This window comes from Microbacterium sp. P03, from assembly GCF_043556235.1.
Lineage (GTDB): Bacteria > Actinomycetota > Actinomycetes > Actinomycetales > Microbacteriaceae > Microbacterium.
Map to the genome: position 1 here is coordinate 1,277,685 of NZ_JBIGIM010000001.1, position 17,198 is coordinate 1,294,882.

At 69.1% G+C, this 17,198-nt stretch carries 14 protein-coding genes and 1 pseudogene; 1 reads left to right on the forward strand and 14 read right to left on the reverse strand.

What is annotated here, in order from left to right; genetic code table 11:
* Positions 1 to 8 precede the first annotated feature (8 nt).
* From ACFXOO_RS06210 to rpoZ, 3 genes are all read right to left on the reverse strand, one after another.
* The gene (locus tag ACFXOO_RS06210) at positions 9 to 2,042 is read right to left on the reverse strand and encodes a primosomal protein N' (protein ID WP_394563053.1); all 2,034 of its coding nucleotides are present in this window, start codon (positions 2,040 to 2,042) and stop codon (positions 9 to 11) included.
* Positions 2,043 to 2,055: 13 nt separating this feature from the next.
* Positions 2,056 to 3,249: a methionine adenosyltransferase gene (gene metK / locus ACFXOO_RS06215; RefSeq protein WP_378839426.1), complete on the reverse strand. Its 1,194-nt coding sequence runs from the start codon at positions 3,247 to 3,249 to the stop codon at positions 2,056 to 2,058.
* 125 nt (positions 3,250 to 3,374) lie between these two features.
* Positions 3,375 to 3,629: a DNA-directed RNA polymerase subunit omega gene (gene rpoZ, locus ACFXOO_RS06220; RefSeq protein ID WP_378839429.1), complete on the reverse strand. Its 255-nt coding sequence runs from the start codon at positions 3,627 to 3,629 to the stop codon at positions 3,375 to 3,377.
* A gap of 209 nt (positions 3,630 to 3,838) precedes the next feature.
* Between rpoZ and ACFXOO_RS06225 the strand changes: the two genes are divergently transcribed.
* Positions 3,839 to 4,834 carry an adenosine deaminase gene (locus ACFXOO_RS06225; RefSeq protein ID WP_394563056.1) on the forward strand — a complete coding sequence of 332 codons (996 nt, stop codon included), beginning with the start codon at positions 3,839 to 3,841 and terminating at the stop codon, positions 4,832 to 4,834.
* On the opposite strand, the gene gmk is transcribed toward ACFXOO_RS06225, so the two are convergent.
* From gmk to efp, 11 genes and pseudogenes are all read right to left on the reverse strand, one after another.
* On the reverse strand, positions 4,835 to 5,719 hold the full coding sequence (gene gmk / locus ACFXOO_RS06230) for a guanylate kinase (protein ID WP_378851305.1): 885 nt from the start codon (positions 5,717 to 5,719) through the stop codon (positions 4,835 to 4,837).
* Positions 5,720 to 5,762: 43 nt separating this feature from the next.
* On the reverse strand, positions 5,763 to 6,617 hold the full coding sequence (pyrF, locus tag ACFXOO_RS06235; RefSeq protein ID WP_394563058.1) for an orotidine-5'-phosphate decarboxylase: 855 nt from the start codon (positions 6,615 to 6,617) through the stop codon (positions 5,763 to 5,765).
* Complete coding sequence (gene carB, locus ACFXOO_RS06240) at positions 6,614 to 9,901, reverse strand: carbamoyl-phosphate synthase large subunit (protein WP_394563059.1); 3,288 nt, start codon at positions 9,899 to 9,901, stop codon at positions 6,614 to 6,616. The genes pyrF and carB overlap by 4 nt, the downstream gene beginning before the upstream one ends.
* Positions 9,901 to 11,091: a glutamine-hydrolyzing carbamoyl-phosphate synthase small subunit gene (gene carA / locus ACFXOO_RS06245; RefSeq protein ID WP_394563060.1), complete on the reverse strand. Its 1,191-nt coding sequence runs from the start codon at positions 11,089 to 11,091 to the stop codon at positions 9,901 to 9,903. The genes carB and carA overlap by 1 nt, the downstream gene beginning before the upstream one ends.
* Positions 11,088 to 11,624 carry a hypothetical protein gene (locus ACFXOO_RS06250; RefSeq protein WP_378839442.1) on the reverse strand — a complete coding sequence of 179 codons (537 nt, stop codon included), beginning with the start codon at positions 11,622 to 11,624 and terminating at the stop codon, positions 11,088 to 11,090. Before ACFXOO_RS06250 ends, carA begins: the two co-directional genes overlap by 4 nt.
* Positions 11,621 to 12,931, reverse strand: coding sequence for a dihydroorotase (locus ACFXOO_RS06255; protein WP_378839445.1), 1,311 nt, complete (start codon positions 12,929 to 12,931; stop codon positions 11,621 to 11,623). The genes ACFXOO_RS06250 and ACFXOO_RS06255 overlap by 4 nt, the downstream gene beginning before the upstream one ends.
* Positions 12,928 to 13,896 (reverse strand): aspartate carbamoyltransferase catalytic subunit, encoded by a 969-nt coding sequence (locus ACFXOO_RS06260; RefSeq protein WP_394563061.1) that lies wholly within the window; start codon positions 13,894 to 13,896, stop codon positions 12,928 to 12,930. Before ACFXOO_RS06260 ends, ACFXOO_RS06255 begins: the two co-directional genes overlap by 4 nt.
* Positions 13,893 to 14,429 (reverse strand): annotated as a pseudogene (gene pyrR, locus ACFXOO_RS06265) (bifunctional pyr operon transcriptional regulator/uracil phosphoribosyltransferase PyrR); the annotation flags it as partial. The pseudogene pyrR and the gene ACFXOO_RS06260, both read right to left, overlap by 4 nt.
* A 106-nt stretch (positions 14,430 to 14,535) precedes the next feature.
* Positions 14,536 to 16,110, reverse strand: a complete 1,575-nt coding sequence (locus ACFXOO_RS06270) for a Rieske 2Fe-2S domain-containing protein (protein WP_394563062.1) — start codon at positions 16,108 to 16,110, stop codon at positions 14,536 to 14,538.
* Positions 16,111 to 16,188: 78 nt separating this feature from the next.
* On the reverse strand, positions 16,189 to 16,599 hold the full coding sequence (nusB, locus tag ACFXOO_RS06275) for a transcription antitermination factor NusB (RefSeq protein WP_378839452.1): 411 nt from the start codon (positions 16,597 to 16,599) through the stop codon (positions 16,189 to 16,191).
* A gap of 19 nt (positions 16,600 to 16,618) precedes the next feature.
* On the reverse strand, positions 16,619 to 17,179 hold the full coding sequence (efp, locus tag ACFXOO_RS06280; RefSeq protein ID WP_378839454.1) for an elongation factor P: 561 nt from the start codon (positions 17,177 to 17,179) through the stop codon (positions 16,619 to 16,621).
* Between the last annotated feature and the right edge of the window lie 19 nt (positions 17,180 to 17,198).

Here is a 17,198-nt window from a genome sequence, read left to right on the forward strand (position 1 = left end):
GTATTTCCTCACAGATCGAGGTCGGGGACGTCGACCCGCACCCTCAGTGTATTCCGGGGGCCCGCCGGGCGACCTTTCGCCGCCTTGCGGGTGCGCAGCGCGGCGGCGACCACCGATGCGCGGAGGGAGTCGGCCACCACCCGGCCGTGGGCGTAGTCGAAGCGCACGTACGCACGCGCGAGCGGCTCGATGCTCGGCGTGGACGGCGCGCGTCCGGCCGCCGCGCCGCTGCCGAGAGGCGCGGTCACCGCGACCGGCCCGAGGACGGCGTCCGCATCGAGCCCGGGCACCGCGGCGCGCAGCTCGTCGATCGCGGCCGCCACCGCGGCGGGCACGCCCTCGATCGCCGCCACGCGGACCGTCGGCGGCATCCGCAGCGGAGCCCGCTCGCCGAGCTCACTCCGCGCATACGCGGACTGGGTCCACGTGGCGAGTGCCCGTGCCACCGTTCCCGCGACACCGACCAGATGCACCGGCGCGCCGGGTGCCGCCAGTGCCGCGGCGTTCGACCACCACCGCAGCGCGGACTCGCCGATGCGCAGATCATCGGCCATCAGCATCCGGTCCCCGTCCAGCAGGATCACCGAGCGGTACCCGTCGAGAGCATGTGGTTCCGCTCCCCGCGTGGCGATCACGATGGCAGGACGGCCGTCGACCTGGGTGACGGGGTGCTCGCCGTCGGCCACGACGATCCGCACACCGGGAAACGCGCGGCCGAGCTCGTCGGCCGTGCGCTCGCTCCCCGCGGACGCCATGCGCACCCGCGTCGACGCGCAGTGCGGGCACGTCCACGAGTGCGCGGCGCGCCCGCACCACCCGCACTCGGGCACGGCACCGGGCCGTCGCGCGCGGAGCGGGCCCGCGCAGTGCAGACAACGCGCAGGTCGGCGGCACTCCGCGCAGACCAGGACGGGGGCGTACCCGGGCCGGGCGACCTGGACCAGGACCGGGCCGATGGCGAGCGCCTGCCGGGCCGACGCGAACGCTGCAGAGGGAACACGCGCGGATCGGGATTCTCCCTCGCGCGTGGCGCTGAGCACGACGCGCGGCGACTCGCGCTTCGGCGAGCGGATCTCGCGGACCCAGCCGATGCCGACGAGCCGCTCGACGTCGGTCGTGCGCGTGTGTCCTGCGAACACGAGCGCGCAGGCGTCGAGCTCCTGACGGATGAGCGCGGCGTCTCGTGCGTGCACTCCCGGACTGAGCGGCTCGGAGAGCAGGGGGTCTCCGTCGTCCCACATTGTGATCGCGCCGAGTTGGTGCACCGGGGCGTAGACGGCCGATCGATTGCCGACGACGATGCACGGCACCGGGCTCAGGGTGCGCAGGAATGACGCATAGCGCTCCGGTCCGCTCTGCCGGGCATCGACGCGGACGAGCGCGTCGCCCAGACCGTGAGCGGTGAGGACGGCTTCGACCTGGCTCTGATCGCGATGATCGGGCAAAACCACGATGGCGCTCCTGCCATCCGCGAGCGTGTGCGTCGCGATCGCGGCGAGCAGCTCGGCCCAGGCGCCCACTTCCGTCTCGGCATCGAGTCGCAACGGGCGCGGCGGAGCGTCCACCGCGATCCGCTCGCCGTCGCGCACCGCGGCGTCGAGCCCCGGGAAGCCGCCGAGCGCCGCCGTCGCCCACGCGACCGCCTCGGGGGTCACCTCCGGACCCGGCGGGGTGTCGGACGCCGCCCACGCCTTCTCGGCCCGCACCATTCGTTTCGGGATGGCGAGCCGCAGGATGTCGCCGGCCGAGCCCGCGGCCCGGTCGGCGGCGCGGCGGGCCAGCGCATAGAGCCGCGCGGGCAGCACCCGCACGGGCGAGACCACGGACTCGAGCTCGGACAGCGGGCGAGGCGTCGGAACCTCGTCCCCCACCTCCACGATGAAGCCGTCGACCATTCGCCCCGCGGAGCGGAGCGGCACCCTCACCCGCACACCGGGAACGGCGTCGGAGAGGAGCGCCGGCGGGATGGCGTAGTCGAACAGGCGGTCGAGCTGCGGAAGCGGCGAATCGATCAGAACGCGCGCGACGCGCCCCGTACTCACGACGGTGTCCGGATCAGAGACCCGCGGCCGCGCGCAGCTCGTGAACGCGATCGACGCGCTCCCACGTGAAATCGGGGAGTTCGCGGCCGAAGTGCCCGTATGCCGCCGTCTGCGCGTAGATCGGGCGCAGCAGATCGAGGCTGTCGATGATCGCCCTCGGGCGCAGGTCGAAGACGTCGCGGATGGCACGCGTGATGACGGCGTCCGAGACGTGTCCGGTGCCGAAGGACTCGACGTAGAGGCCGACGGGCGATGCCTTCCCGATCGCATACGCGACCTGCACTTCGAGACGGTCGGCAAGACCTGCCGCCACGGCGTTCTTCGCGACCCAGCGCATGGCGTACGCACCGGAGCGGTCCACCTTCGAGGGATCCTTCCCGCTGAAGGCTCCCCCGCCGTGGCGCGACGCCCCGCCGTAGGTGTCGATGATGATCTTGCGGCCGGTCAGCCCCGCGTCGCCCTTGGGTCCGCCGGTGACGAACGGACCGGCGGGATTGATGAAGAACTCGGTGTGCGACAGATCGAGCCCGGTGCGTTCGAGGACCGGCATGATGACGTCCGCCTTGACCGCTGCCCGCAACGCCGTCTGCGAGATGTCGGGGTTGTGCTGTGTCGACAGGACGATCGCCTCGACCGTGCGTGGCACGGATCCCTCGTACCCGAGGGTGACCTGCGTCTTGCCGTCTGGGCGGAGGAATGGCAGGCCGCCGTCGCGCCGGGCCGCCGTGAGCCGCTCCGCCAGACGATGCGCCGTCCAGATCGCCATCGGCATGAGCTCCGTCGTCTCGTCGGTCGCGTAGCCGAACATGATTCCCTGATCACCGGCGCCGAGTTCGTCGATCGGGTCGATCGAGCCCGACTCACGCCGCTCCAGCCCCTGGTCGACGCCGTGCGCGATGTCCGTGGATTGCTCGCCGATCGAGATGCTCACCCCGCAGGAGTCGCCGTCGAAGCCGGTGTCGCTCGAGGTGTAGCCGATGCGGTTGACGACGCGGCGCACGATCGAGGGGATGTCGACGTACGCGTCGGTGCGCACTTCGCCCGCGACGTGGACCAGACCGGTCGTCACGAGCGTCTCCACCGCGACCCTCGAGTCGGGGTCGGCGGCGATCAGCGCATCGAGGATGCTGTCGGAGATCTGGTCGCAGATCTTGTCGGGGTGGCCCTCTGTCACGGACTCGGAGGTGAACAGACGCAGCTCGGTCATCGGTGCTCCAGGGTAAGCGGGTGCAGAAAAGTATCGCGGCGGCATCCGACATCGGACACCGCCGCGATCACCACGATCATTTCAGCGCGCGATCGCTCCGCTCGCGGATGACCTGGCGTGACGTGTTACTCGGCGCGACGCAGGCGCAGCTTGTCTTCGTGGATCTCGTGCAAGGAGATCGTGAGCGGCTTGTCCTCGACCGTGGAGTCGACGAGAGGCCCCACGTTGTCGAAGAGGTTGCCCTCGTGCAGGTCGGAGTAGTAGTCGTTGATCTGACGCGCACGCTTGGATGCGAAGATCACGAGCTGGTACTTGGAGTCGACCTTCTCCAGCAGTGCGTCGATGGGGGGATCGATGATTCCCTGATTCGTTCCGGCCATGGCGAAACCTCCTGGTTGGGATGACTGGTGGGCGCCGCACTCCCGATCGGGGCGGCACGATATACCCATTCTACCTCGCGCCGTCCCCTCCCGCCGCGAACCGCCTCACGATGCCCGCGGAGCACCGCCCCGGTGGTCGGCATCACGCCCGAAACATCGCGCCGGTAGCATCGGCGGCGATCGACCGTTTCCCTCCCGACAGGAGCATCGTGCCCGACTTCGTCCCCCCGCCGAGCGCGGAGCTGCACCTCCACATCGAAGGCACGATCGAGCCCGAGCACATCATCGAGATGTCGCGGCGCAACGGGGTTCCGATTCCCTCGATGGACGTGGACGAGCTTCGCGCGCGCTACGCGTTCTCCGATCTGCAGTCCTTCCTCGACCTGCACTACTCGAATCTGACGGTGCTGCGGACCGAACGCGACTTCTTCGAGCTCGCGACCGGATACCTCGATCGCGCGGCCCGGGCGAACGTACGGCGCGCCGAGATCTTCTTCGATCCGCAGACCCATATCGGCAACGGGACGCCGCTGTCGGTGGTGATGTCCGGCCTTACCCGTGCTCTGGGTGACAGTGAGCGCACCCACGGCATCTCGAGTGCGCTGATCATGTGCTTCCTGCGCGACCTCGGTGCGCAGGCCGCCGACGAGATGCTGACCGCGATCCTGCCGTACCGCGAGCACATCATCGGAGTGGGATTGGACTCCACCGAGATCGGCTACGGCCCGGAGCTGTTCGTGGACGTCTACGCCCGCGCCGCGGCGGAAGGTCTCCGGCTCGTCGCTCACGCCGGTGAGGAGGGTGGCCCCGAGACCGTCGCCGCGACGATCGAGCTCCTTCACGTCGAGCGCATCGATCACGGCATCCGCGCCATGGAGGACCCGCGCGTGGTCGAGCTGCTGCGATCGCGACGCATCCCGGTGACGGTGTGCCCCCTGTCGAACGTGGCCCTCCGCGCGGTGCCCTCGCTCGCCGAGCATCCGCTCCCCCGCATGCTCGCCGAGGGACTGATGGTGACCGTCTCGAGCGACGACCCTCCGTACTTCGGCGGCTACGTGGACGCCAACTACCGGGCGCTCGTGGACGAGCTCGGCATGACCGCGGGCGATCTCGAGCAACTCGCGATGAACTCGTTCGACGCTGCTTTCATCACCGACGCGCAGCGGGTGCACTGGCAGGACGAGGTGCGCGCGCACTTCGCCTGATCACCGCACCAGCGAGACGACCTCGTTCGCGGCAGCCGCGACATCGTCGTTCACTACGCGATAGTCGAATTCGTTCTGCGCGGCGAGCTCGACCCGGGCGGTGCGCAGCCGGCGCGACCGTTCCTCGGCCTCCTCGGTCCCCCGGCCGACCAGCCGGTGGACGAGTTCGTCCCAGCTCGGCGGAAGCAGGAACACGAGAGTCGCAGACGGCTCGGCCGCCCGCACCTGACGGGCGCCCTGCAGGTCGATCTCGAGCAGAACGGTCCGGCCCTCGTCGAGGGCGGCCGAGATCGGCGCGCGAGGCGTGCCGTAGCGGAACCTGTTGTGGACCGTCGCGTATTCGAGCATCTCGTCCTCGGCGATCATGCGGTCGAACTCGTCGTCGTCCACGAAGAAGTAGTGCTCGCCCTCGACCTCGCCGGGCCGTGGCGCGCGCGTCGTGGCCGACACCGACAGCAGGATCTCGGGGTGGTGGTCCTTGATGTACGCCGCGACGGTTCCCTTGCCGACCGCCGTGGGCCCGGCGAGGACCACGAGGTTGCTGCGCGCGTCGCGCGGGCCCCCCTCGGGCCAGCGCTCGTCGAGGAAGGTCAGCAGCGCGGTGCGCTGACGCACCCCCAACCCGCCGAGGCGCTTCACCGGCGAGATGCCGAGGTCCGCCAGGATGCGGTCGCGCTTGCCCTCGCCGATCGCCGGGATGCTGGTGAGGAACTCGGGGACGCGCATCGCGCCCGCCGGAGCCTCCGGGTGCGCGAGTGCACGACGCAGCAGCTCCTGCGGGGTGATCACCCGCGTTGTCACATCGCGCTTCAGGGCCGCGCGTTCACGACGAGCCGCAACGGCGCGGCGGGATGCTGCGGCGCGGTCCACCTCCGGTGGCCGCATGAGCGGACCGGGCGCGCGGCGCGGGGCCGCGTCGGACGTCGGATCAGCCACGGGGCGCCTCCGCGTAGAGCACGGCCCGCTCGGTGATGCGGGCCGCGAGACGGTCGGGGCCGACGGCGAGGATGCTGCGGCTCTCGCTCGCGACGACGGCCGCGGCGACATAACCGAAGAGGCGGGGCAGATCGGACGGCAGTGCCCCTTGCGCTCCGAAACCCGGCGCGAGGATGGGGGTGCCGGCGAGCACGACGTCACTCAGCCCGAAGGCGGCACGATCGACGGTCGCTCCGACGACCACGCCGATCGGCCCGAGGCCGCCGGGCGAACCCATGTTGTGCCATCCGACATCACGCGCGACACGCTCGGCCACCCGCTCGCCGTCACCGGCCGAAGGGTCATCGGTCAGTGCGCTCTGGACCGCTCGCGCCTCGGGGTTGCTCGTCGCGGTCAGCACGAAGGCCCCCTTGCCGAGCCGGACGGCGGTGGTCAGGGTCTTGTGAAGCGAGTCCGGGCCGAGGTACGGGCTGAGCGTCACTGCATCGGCCTCGAGGGGCGAGCCCTCCGAGAGCCAGGCCGCCGCGTAGCCCTCCATCGTCGTGCCGATGTCGCCCCGCTTCGCGTCCGCGATGACGAGCAGGCCCGCGGATCTCGCCGCAGCCATCACGTCCTCCAGTGCGGCGAAGCCCGCAGACCCGAAGCGCTCGTAGAACGCGACCTGCGGCTTGACGATGCCGACGCGTCCCGCCGCCGCCTCGACCACCCGCAGCCCGAATTCGCGGGCGCCGGCGGCCGTGGCATCCAGCTTCCACGCCTGCAGCAGACTCTCATGAGGGTCGATGCCCACGCACAGCGGTCCGCGCTCGTCGAGGGCGGAGCGCAGACGCTGTCCGAAGGTCGTCACAGGCGGGCGGCCCGGTCGAGCGCGTACTCCTGCAGGCTCCGCACCTCGAAGCCCTTGTGCAGCACGCCGAGGGCGCTGACGGCGGCGCCCAGCACCGCCATCGTGGTGAACAGGGCCTTGTCGCCGGCCACCGCCGCGGCACGGATCTCGTAGCCGTCGGCACGGGCCAGCCCGCCGCTGGGCGTGTTCACGACGATGTCGATCTCCCCCGCGTTGATCAGGTCGACGATGTTCGTCTCGCCGGACTCCTGGGTCGCCGAGTACTTGTTCACGACGCGCACGGCGATGCCGTTCCGGGCGAGGATCTCGGCCGTGCCCTCCGTCGCCAGGATCTCGAAGCCGAGTTCCTGCAGACGGTGGGCGGGGAGGATGACCGCGCGCTTGTCGCTGTCGGCGACCGAGATGAAGACCGTGCCGCTCAGGGGCATTCCGCCGTACGCCGCCTCCTGGCTCTTGGCGAAGGCGGTCGGGAAGTCGCGATCGATGCCCATGACCTCACCGGTCGAGCGCATCTCCGGCCCGAGGACGGAGTCGACCGTCTGACCGTCCTTCGTGCGGAACCGCTTGAACGGCAGCACCGCCTCTTTCACGGCGACGGGCGAGTCCAGCGGTACGCGGGAGCCGTCGGATGCCGGGAGGAGCCCTTCGTCGATGAGCTCGGCGATGCTCTCGCCGGCCATGATGCGGCTCGCGGCCTTCGCGAGCGGGATGCCGAGCGCCTTCGACACGAACGGCACCGTGCGGCTCGCGCGCGGGTTCGCCTCGATCACGTAGAGCACGCCGGCGCTGATCGCGAACTGCACGTTGAGCAGACCGCGCACGCCGACACCGCGCGCGATCGCGAGGGTCGCGTCGCGGACACGGTCGATCTCGGTGCGACCGAGCGAGATCGGCGGAAGCGTGCAGCTCGAGTCGCCGGAATGGATCCCGGCCTCCTCGAGGTGCTCCATGACGCCGCCGATGTAGAGCTGCTCGCCGTCGAAGAGCGCGTCGACGTCGAGTTCGATCGCGTCGTCGAGGAAGCGGTCCACGAGCAAGGGTGCGCCGGGGCCGATGATGGCCTGGTCAGCGACGCGCACGAAGTAGTCGTGCAGGCTCGCCGTGTCGTAGACGATCTCCATCCCGCGCCCGCCGAGCACGAAGCTCGGCCGCACCAGCACGGGGTATCCGATCTCCTCGGCGATGGCCACGGCGCCCGTCGCGTCGATCGCCGTGCCGCTCCGGGGCGCGAGCAGCCCCGCGTCGTCGAGGAGCCGGGAGAACAGCTCCCGCTCCTCGGCGAGGTCGATCGCGGCGGGACTCGTTCCGAGGATCGTGTAGCCGGCGTTCTCGATGCCCTTCGCGAGCCCGAGCGGAGTCTGACCGCCCAGTTGGCAGATGACGCCCAGGATCGTGCCCGACGCCGCTTCGGCGTGGAGCACCTCCAGCACGTCTTCGAGGGTCAGCGGCTCGAAGTACAGGCGATCCGACGTGTCGTAATCGGTCGAGACGGTTTCGGGGTTGCAGTTGACCATGATCGTCTCGTAGCCGGCGTCGGACAGGGCGAACGAAGCGTGCACGCACGAGTAGTCGAACTCCACGCCCTGGCCGATGCGGTTGGGGCCCGAACCGATGATGACGACCTTCGTCCGCTCGGACGGCACGACCTCGGTCTCGAAGTCATAGCTCGAGTAGTGGTAGGGCGTCAGTGCGGGGAACTCACCCGCGCACGTGTCGACCGTCTTGTAGACCGGCCGCAGCCTCATGGCGTGACGGACGCCGCGCACGTCCTCTTCCGTGACCTCCCGCAGCTGCGCGATCTGCACGTCGCTGAACCCGTGCTCCTTCGCGAGGCGCAGCGTGTCGGCATCCAACTCTCCCGCCGTGCGGACGAACTCAGCGACCTCGTTGATGAGGACGATCTGGTCGAGGAACCACGGGTCGATCTTCGTCGCCTCGAACAGCTGCGCGTTCGTCGCGCCTTTGCGCAGCGCCTGCTGCACGACCACGATGCGCCCGTCCGTCGGAACGGCGGCGATCTCGAGCAGTTCCTCGACGGAACGCGGCTCGTCCCCCCAGTGGAAGCTCGATCCCCGCTTCTCGAGTGAGCGCAGCGCTTTCTGCAGGGCGGTCGAGAAGTTGCGTCCGATCGCCATGGCCTCACCCACCGACTTCATGGTGGTCGTCAGGGTCGTGTCGGCAGCGGGGAACTTCTCGAAGTTGAAGCGCGGCACCTTCACCACGACGTAGTCGAGCGTCGGCTCGAAGCTCGCCGGCGTCACCTTGGTGATGTCGTTGGGGATCTCGTCGAGCCGGTAGCCGATCGCGAGCTTTGCCGCGATCTTCGCGATCGGGAAGCCGGTGGCCTTCGAGGCGAGAGCAGACGACCGTGACACGCGCGGGTTCATCTCGATCACGATGATCCGGCCGTCTGCGGGGTCGATGGCGAACTGGATGTTGCAGCCGCCCGTGTCGACGCCCACCGCTCGGATGATGTCGATGCCGATGTCGCGGAGCTTCTGGTACTCGCGGTCGGTCAGCGTCAGCGCGGGAGCCACGGTGATCGAGTCGCCGGTGTGCACGCCCACCGGGTCGACGTTCTCGATCGAGCACACGACGACGGTGTTATCGGCCGTGTCGCGCATGAGCTCGAGCTCGTACTCCTTCCACCCCAGGATCGACTCCTCCAGGAGCACCTCGTGGGTCGGCGAGTCGTGCAGACCGGCACCGGCGATGCGCCGCAGATCCCGCTCGTCGTAGGCGAAGCCCGAACCCAGCCCGCCCATCGTGAACGACGGCCGCACGACCAGCGGGTAGCCGAGCTCCTCCGCGGCGGCGAGGCACTCGTCCATCGTGTGGGCGATGCGGCTGGCCGCGACATCCGCCCCGGCGTCCAGGACGAGCTGCTTGAAGATCTGACGGTCTTCACCCTTGTTGATGGCCTCGAAGTTGGCGCCGATCAGCTCGATGTCGTATTTCTCGAGGATGCCGTTCTTGTGCAGGTCGATCGCCGCGTTCAACGCGGTCTGGCCACCCAGCGTCGGCAGGATGGCGTCCGGCCGCTCCTTCGCGATGATCGTCTCGATCACCCGCCAGTTGATGGGCTCGATGTAGGTCGCGTCCGCGAAGTCGGGATCGGTCATGATCGTCGCGGGGTTGGAGTTCACGAGGATGACGCGGACGCCCTCTTCCCGTAGAACACGGCACGCTTGAGTGCCGGAGTAGTCGAACTCGCAGGCCTGGCCGATGACGATCGGACCCGATCCGATGACGAGGACGCTCTGGATGTCGTCGCGCTTGGGCATTACTTGGTGTTCCCCTCGGTCGTCGGCGTTTCGCCCCGCACCGCGCGCTCGGCGACCGAGCTCTGCACGAGGTCTGCGAATCGGTCGAACAGGTAGTTCGCATCGTGCGGGCCCGCGGCGGCCTCAGGGTGGTACTGCACCGAGAACGCAGGGATGTCGAGTGCGCGCAGGCCCTCAACGACGTTGTCGTTGAGGCCGACGTGGCTGACCTCGACCGAACCGTAGCCGTTCGGGCTGGCGGTGACGCCCTCGAGCGGCGCGTCGACGGCGAAGCCATGGTTGTGCGCGGTGATCTCTACGCGGCCCGTCTGCTTGTCGAGCACCGGCTGATTGATCCCGCGGTGTCCGAACGGCAGTTTGTAGGTGCCGAAGCCCAGAGCGCGACCGAGCAGCTGGTTGCCGAAGCAGATGCCGAAGAACGGCAGCCGGTCATCCAGCACGGCGCGGAGCAGGTCGACGTGATCCTCGGATGCCGCGGGGTCGCCGGGCCCGTTGGAATAGAACACCCCGACCGGATCGATCGCCCGGATGCCCTCGATCGTGACGTCCTGCGGGAGCACGTGCACCTCGAACCCGCGGGCGGCGAGGTTGAGGATCGTGGCCTGCTTCACTCCGAGGTCGAGCACGGCGAGGTTGCCGATGCGATCGCCGACCGCGGGGGTGACTTCGGCGCGGGCGACCGACACCTCGGCCGAGAGGTTCTGACCCGCCATCTGCGGAGCGTCGCGGACGATCTGCAGCTGCTCATCGGCGCCCAGCTCCGCGCCAGCGCCCGAGAAGATGCCGCCGCGCATCGAACCCGCCGAACGGATGTGACGGGTGACCGCGCGGGTGTCGATCCCGCTGATCCCGATGATGCCGTCCGTTTCGAGCGCGTCGTCGAGCGACTCGTCGGCGCGCCAGTTCGAGACCACACGGGAGGGATCGCGCACGATGTAGCCCGACACCCAGATACGGCGAGACTCGGGGTCTTCGTCGTTCATGCCGGTGTTGCCGATGTGCGGGGCCGTCTGCAGCACGATCTGACCCGCGTACGACGGATCGGTCAGGGTCTCCTGGTAGCCGGTCATGCCGGTGGAGAAGACGACCTCTCCGAGGGTCGTGCCGCGCGCGCCGTACGCGCGTCCGATGTGGCGGGTGCCGTCTTCGAGGACGAGTACAGCGGGCTCTTTCGAGAGCAGGGAGGTCATACGTCGCTTCCTGTGGGAGTCGACGTCGGATCCGACGTCGGGGCGGAGTTCGAGATGAGGGGGCGGATGGCGTCGGCCAGAGCGCGCGCCGACGCCTGCTGGGGTCGGAAGAAGGAGTCCACGATCGTGTCGTCGGCGATGCGCCAGCTGAGCCGGGTCAATCCGTCCTTCTCGACGACGCGATCGATGGCCACGGTGCTTTGGCCGGCATCGACCAGACGGTCGGCACTCAGCCACAGTCTCGGCTGGCCGGTGAGGTCGAGAGCGATTCCGCGATCGGTCACGGTGACGTCGACCCGGGAACGGAACCCCAGGCGGGAGATCGCCAGACGCTCGAGCGGCTCCCCGTGTCTCGTGGTGGCCACATAGAAGCCCGAGTAGACCGCGACGATCGACGCCCCGGCCGGCGCCTCGCCCACGGGCGCGGTGAGCGCGGCATCCCGGTGCGTGCGCCGCCACCACGCCCACGCGAGCAGGCCGATCGCCACGAGCGCGACGCCGACCATCACGAGGAGGGCTCCTTCGCGGCTCATGAGCGGGCCCCCGGGTTCTCCTGCAGGACGCCGTCCACGACGGTGGGTCGCCCTCGGTGCACGGTGAAGCGCACCTCGCCGGGCAGTTCGCGTCCGAGGTACGGGGAGTTGTGGCTGCGCCCGGCGAGATCCTCGATCGCGAACGTCCGCACCGGCGCGGGGTCGTACAGGGTGAAAGACGCGGGCTGTCCCGCCGCCACGGGGGTGCCGTGACCCGGCAGCCGACCGATGCGGGCGGGGGTGCGCGCCATCACCCGCGCGACGTCAGCCCATTCGAGCAGTCCCGACTCGACCATCGCGAGATGCACGACACGGAGCGCGCTCTCGAGGCCGACCATGCCGTTCGCGGCCGCCTGCCACTCGCAGGCCTTCGCCTCGGCGGGGTGCGGAGCATGATCGGTGGCGACGATGTCGATCGTGCCGTCGGCGAGTCCCTCCCGCACGGCGAGGACGTCTTCCTCGCGCCGCAACGGCGGATTGACCTTGAACCGCGCGTCGTAACCCCGCGCAAGCTCGTCGGTGAGGAGCAGATGGTGCGGGGTGACCTCGGCGGTCACGTCGACCCCGCGCTTCTTCGCCCAGCGGATGATGTCGACCGAGCCGGCGGTGGACAGATGGCACACGTGCAACCGCGAGCCGACGTGCTGCGCGAGGAGGACATCGCGGGCGATGATCGATTCCTCTGCCACCGCGGGCCACCCGGCGAGTCCGAGCTCGGCCGAGACCGCGCCCTCGTTGAGCTGAGCGCCCTCCGTGAGCCGCGGGTCCTGCGCGTGCTGCGCGATCACTCCGTCGAACGCCTTCACGTACTCCAGCGCTCGCCGCATGATGAGCGGGTCGAAGACGCAGAAGCCGTCATCGCTGAAGACGCGGACGCGCGCGCGCGAATCGGCCATCGCCCCGAGCTCGGCGAGCCGCTCCCCCTTCTGCCCCACCGTGACCGCGCCGATCGGCTGCACGGTGACGTAGCCGGCCGCCTCGCCGAGGGCGAGCTCCTGCTCGACGACACCCGCCGTGTCTGCGACGGGCGAGGTGTTCGGCATCGCGAACACCGTCGTGAACCCGCCGGCCGCGGCCGCCCGCGATCCGCTGAGGATGGTCTCGGATGCTTCGTACCCGGGCTCGCGGAGATGCGTGTGCAGATCGACCAGTCCGGGCAGGGCCACCAGCCCATCGGCGTCGACGACGGTCGCGCCCGATCGGCTCAGACGGGTGCCGGCCTCGGTGATGAGCCCGCGCTCGACGATCAGGTCGGTGCGCTCGACACCTTCGACGGCTGCGCCGCGGATGAGCAGGACCTCGGTCATCGTTCGCCCTCACTCTCTTGCCCGGCGCGCTCGCCCGCGAGCAGCAGGTAGAGCACGGCCATCCGCACGGACACGCCGTTCGTCACCTGCTCGAGCACGGTCGAGGCGGGCGAGTCAGCGGCGGCGGCGGAGATCTCCATGCCCCGGTTCATCGGCCCGGGGTGCATCACCATGCTATCCGGCCGCAGCGTGGCCACCCGCCGGTCGTCGAGGCCCCAGCGCCGGGAATACTCCCGTTCAGTGGGGAAATAGGCCGCGTTCATCCGTTCCGCCTGAATGCGGAGCATCATCACGGCGTCCGGCTCGGCCGACAGCGCCTCGTCGAGGTCGTACAGCACGCTCACCGGCCATGTGGACACGTCCTGCGGCACGAGCGTCGGCGGCGAGACCAGGGTGACGTCCGCGCCGAGCGAAGTGAGCAGCCACACGTTGGAGCGGGCGACGCGTGAGTGCAGGACGTCCCCGACGATCGTGACGCGAAGCCCGTCGAGGTCACGGCCGCGACTGTCGGAGCCGAAGCGGCGCTTGCGGATCGTGAAGGCATCCAGCAGCGCCTGCGTCGGATGCTCGTGCGTGCCGTCGCCGGCGTTCACCACCCCCGCCGTGATCCAGCCGCTGGTGGCGAGCGTGCGCGGGGCCCCGGACGCCCCGTGCCGGATGACCACAGCGTCCGCCCCCATGGCCTGCAGCGTCTGGGCGGTGTCCTGCAGGCTCTCGCCCTTCGACACGCTCGAGCCCTTCGCCGAGAAGTTGATGACATCGGCGCTCAGGCGCTTGGCCGCGGCCTCGAACGAGATGCGCGTGCGCGTGGAATCCTCGAAGAACAGGTTCACGACCGTCTTGCCGCGCAGGGTGGGCAGCTTCTTGATCTCCCGGAGCTGCGTGTCGGCCATGTCCTCGGCGACATCGAGTATCCGCAACGCGTCGTCTCTCGCGAGCGTCTGGGTGTCGAGAAGGTGCCTCACGATTCGATCGTCACTTCGTCGACGCCGTCGACCTCGGAGAGGCGGACGTTGACGCGTTCGTCACGGGAACTCGGCAGATTCTTGCCGACGAAGTCCGGTCTGATCGGCAGCTCGCGGTGTCCGCGATCGACCAGGGTCGCCAGTCGAACGGCCGTCGGACGCCCGATGTCCTTGATGGCATCGAGAGCGGCCCGGATGCTGCGCCCGGAGAACAGCACGTCATCGACGAGGATGACGACTCTGCCGTCGATGCCGCCCGCGGGGATCTGCGTGGGCTGAGGTGCGCGCGTGGGATGCCGGTGCAGATCGTCGCGATACATCGTCACATCGAGGGAGCCGATGGCGACGGGGGCGCCGCCGAACTCCGAGACGAGGCCGCCGATGCGCCGGGCGAGCGGGACCCCTCTCGTGGGAATCCCGAGGAGGACGAGGTTGTCAGGGCCCCGGTTGGACTCGAGGATCTCGTGGGAGATCCGAGTCAACGCCCGGGCGATGTCGGCCTCGTGCAGCACGGTTCTCGTGCTCATCCGCCGCTCCCTTCTCCGCCTCTCGGACGGTGTTAAAGGTTGCTGTCGTGCTGTTCAGCCTAGTCGATCACCCGCGCGACGCGGAGCGCGGGATCCGCACGCGCGACACGGTTCAGACGGCGGCCGCGGTGGCTTCGGCGCGCGCGGCGTCCTCGGCCGCCCGCGAGCGGATGGGGTGGCCCTGCGTGCTGAGGCACCGACCCGACGCGAGGTCCCATTTCCAGTCGTGAAGACTGCACGTGAGGACGCCGTCCTCGATCTTCCCGGTCTTCGACAGGTCGGCGCGCAGATGCGGACAGCGTCGCTGCACGACCCAGTCGCCGAGCTGCACGTCTTCCGAGACGTCCGACTGCTCCGCGTACCAGTTCTCGACGTATTCGATCCGATCACGGGACAGACATTTCAGGAACGTCGTGAGGAACTCGTTGAACTTGCCACTGCGCCCTACGGCGAACTGCATCGACAGGAAGATGGAGTTCGACCAGTCGATCTCGTGATCGGCGATGTTGGTCGAGACCAGGTCGGCCGGGATCGTATACCAGTAGACGCATTCCTCGCCGGCGTACTCGCGCACCTTCGCTTTCGGGAAGTCCACCACCATGTCGAGCTCGCCGATCCGGAAGCGGACGTTCCCTCCCACACCCTCGCGGAAGATGCGTCCGCGGCGAAGCAGGGGCTCCCACCAGGCCTTCAGCGCGGCGAGCATCTCGTCCGGGGGCAGGACGGGGGCGCGGGATGCCTCTTCCTCGGCGACCTCGGCCTGTCGCGTCGCCCGCTGCTGCTCGAGGTAGCCCCACTTGTCCTCGAAGATGGCGGCGATCTCCGCATCCGTGTACAGCGTCTGCTCGATGGTCTGCTCACCGTGCTCGATCGTGACGACCGTTCCCGGCATGAACACGTGCCCGTCGTACTGCGGAGCCTCGGCGCGCAGACGCGCGAGGAACTCGGACTGATCCGTGAAGATGGAGTCGTTCTCGGCGCCGAGCCCGTTGTAGCGGAAGAGCTCGTCGCGCAGGAACATCGGCGGCCCGGCCATCGGGAACACGTGAGGGGCATCGACCCGCTCGATGTAGTACATCGCACGCTTGTGCTGGGCCTCGCGCTTGAGGTGCGCGAACTTCTCCTTGGCGTCCTGCGGGAGGTCGTAGACCATCGGCCACCAGATCGCCCCGGAGAACTGCGTGAAATACGCTTCCGGCTTGCCGAACGACAGCAGCTTCTCGAGATCGAGGGGATGCGAGTCGTTCTGGTTCAGGATGCTGGCGGTGCCGTCGTCCACCGACAGACTGGAGTCGCCGATCGGCCCGTCGGACGGCGCACGCAGCGGGGTGATCATCATCCGCAGCGGCCCGCGCTCGATGACCTCGCCCGCGCCGGTGTAGGTGATGTTCGTGAAGCCGAGCCCGCGGAGGTCGTTCTCGAGGTCGTCCGTCGGGTAGTCCGGCAGGAGCACCTCGATGTCCTTCGGCACGTAGGTCTCCAGCAGCCACGGATCGAAGTGGTCGCGGTGCCGGTGCGACACGTACAGGAAGTCGGCCTTGCCGTACCTCTCCCAGTCGAGCGACCTGTTGTCGGGGAACGGGAACCACGAACCGTAGAACGCCGACTTCACCCACGGGTCGACGAGGATGCTTCCGCCGAGGGTTTCGATGAACATCCCGGCGTGGCCGAGTCCTGTGATCCGCATGCGTTCTCCTTCCCTCCGAGTCTACGCGCGGCATGCGCGAGCGCTCGAAGGACGAGCCGTGCGAGGGGGCCGGGCTCGTCAGGCGGAGCGAGCGACCCGGGCCAGGACGCCGTTCACGAATGCGCCCGACTCATCCGTCGAGAACTCCTTCGCCAGCTCCACCGCTTCGTCGATCGCCACGCCCGTGGGCACCTCATCGTTGTAGAGCAGCTCCCACACGCCGATCCGCAGCAGCGCACGGTCGACCGCGGGCATGCGGGCCAGCGACCAGTCCTTCGCGTAGGTCGTGATCTGCTCGTCGATCGCCTCACGGTTGTCGATCACGCCGTCGACGATCTCGCGGGCGTACAGCCACGAGGTCTCGCGCCCCGGCTCGCCGGCAGCACGCTTGGCCTCAGCGGCGAGCACGGACCCGGTGTCGTCTCCGCGGACGTCGGCCTGGAAGAGGATGTCGAGCGCGCGCTTGCGCGCCTTCGTACGAGCACTCATGAGAAGTGGTCGGTCGCCCTCAGTTGACGCGGCCGAGGTAGTCGCCCGTGCGGGTGTCCACCTTCACCTTCGTGCCGGTCTCGAGGAACAGCGGCACCTGGATCTCGTACCCGGTCTCGACGGTGGCGGGCTTCGTGCCGGCCGACGAGCGGTCGCCCTGAAGACCGGGCTCGGTGTAGGTGATCTCGAGGACGACGGATGCCGGGAGCTCGACGTAGAGCGGGTTGCCGTTGTTGATGGCGATCTGGACCTGCTGGTTCTCGAGCAGGAAGTTCGCGGCATCTCCCACCGTCGCCGCGCCCACCGAGAGCTGGTCGTAGTCCGCGGTGTCCATGAAGACGTAGCTGTCGCCGTCGTTGTACAGGTAGGTGAAATCACGCCGATCGACGTTCTCGATCTCGATCTTCGCGCCGGCGTTGTAGGTGCGGTCCACGGTCTTGCCCGAGACGACGTTCTTGAGCTTGGTGCGCACGAACGCTCCACCCTTGCCGGGCTTGACGTGCTGGAACTCGATGACGTTCCACAGCTGACCGTCGATGCTGAGGACGACGCCGTTGCGGATGTCTGCGGTGGATGCCATGTGAGTACGAGTTCCGTTC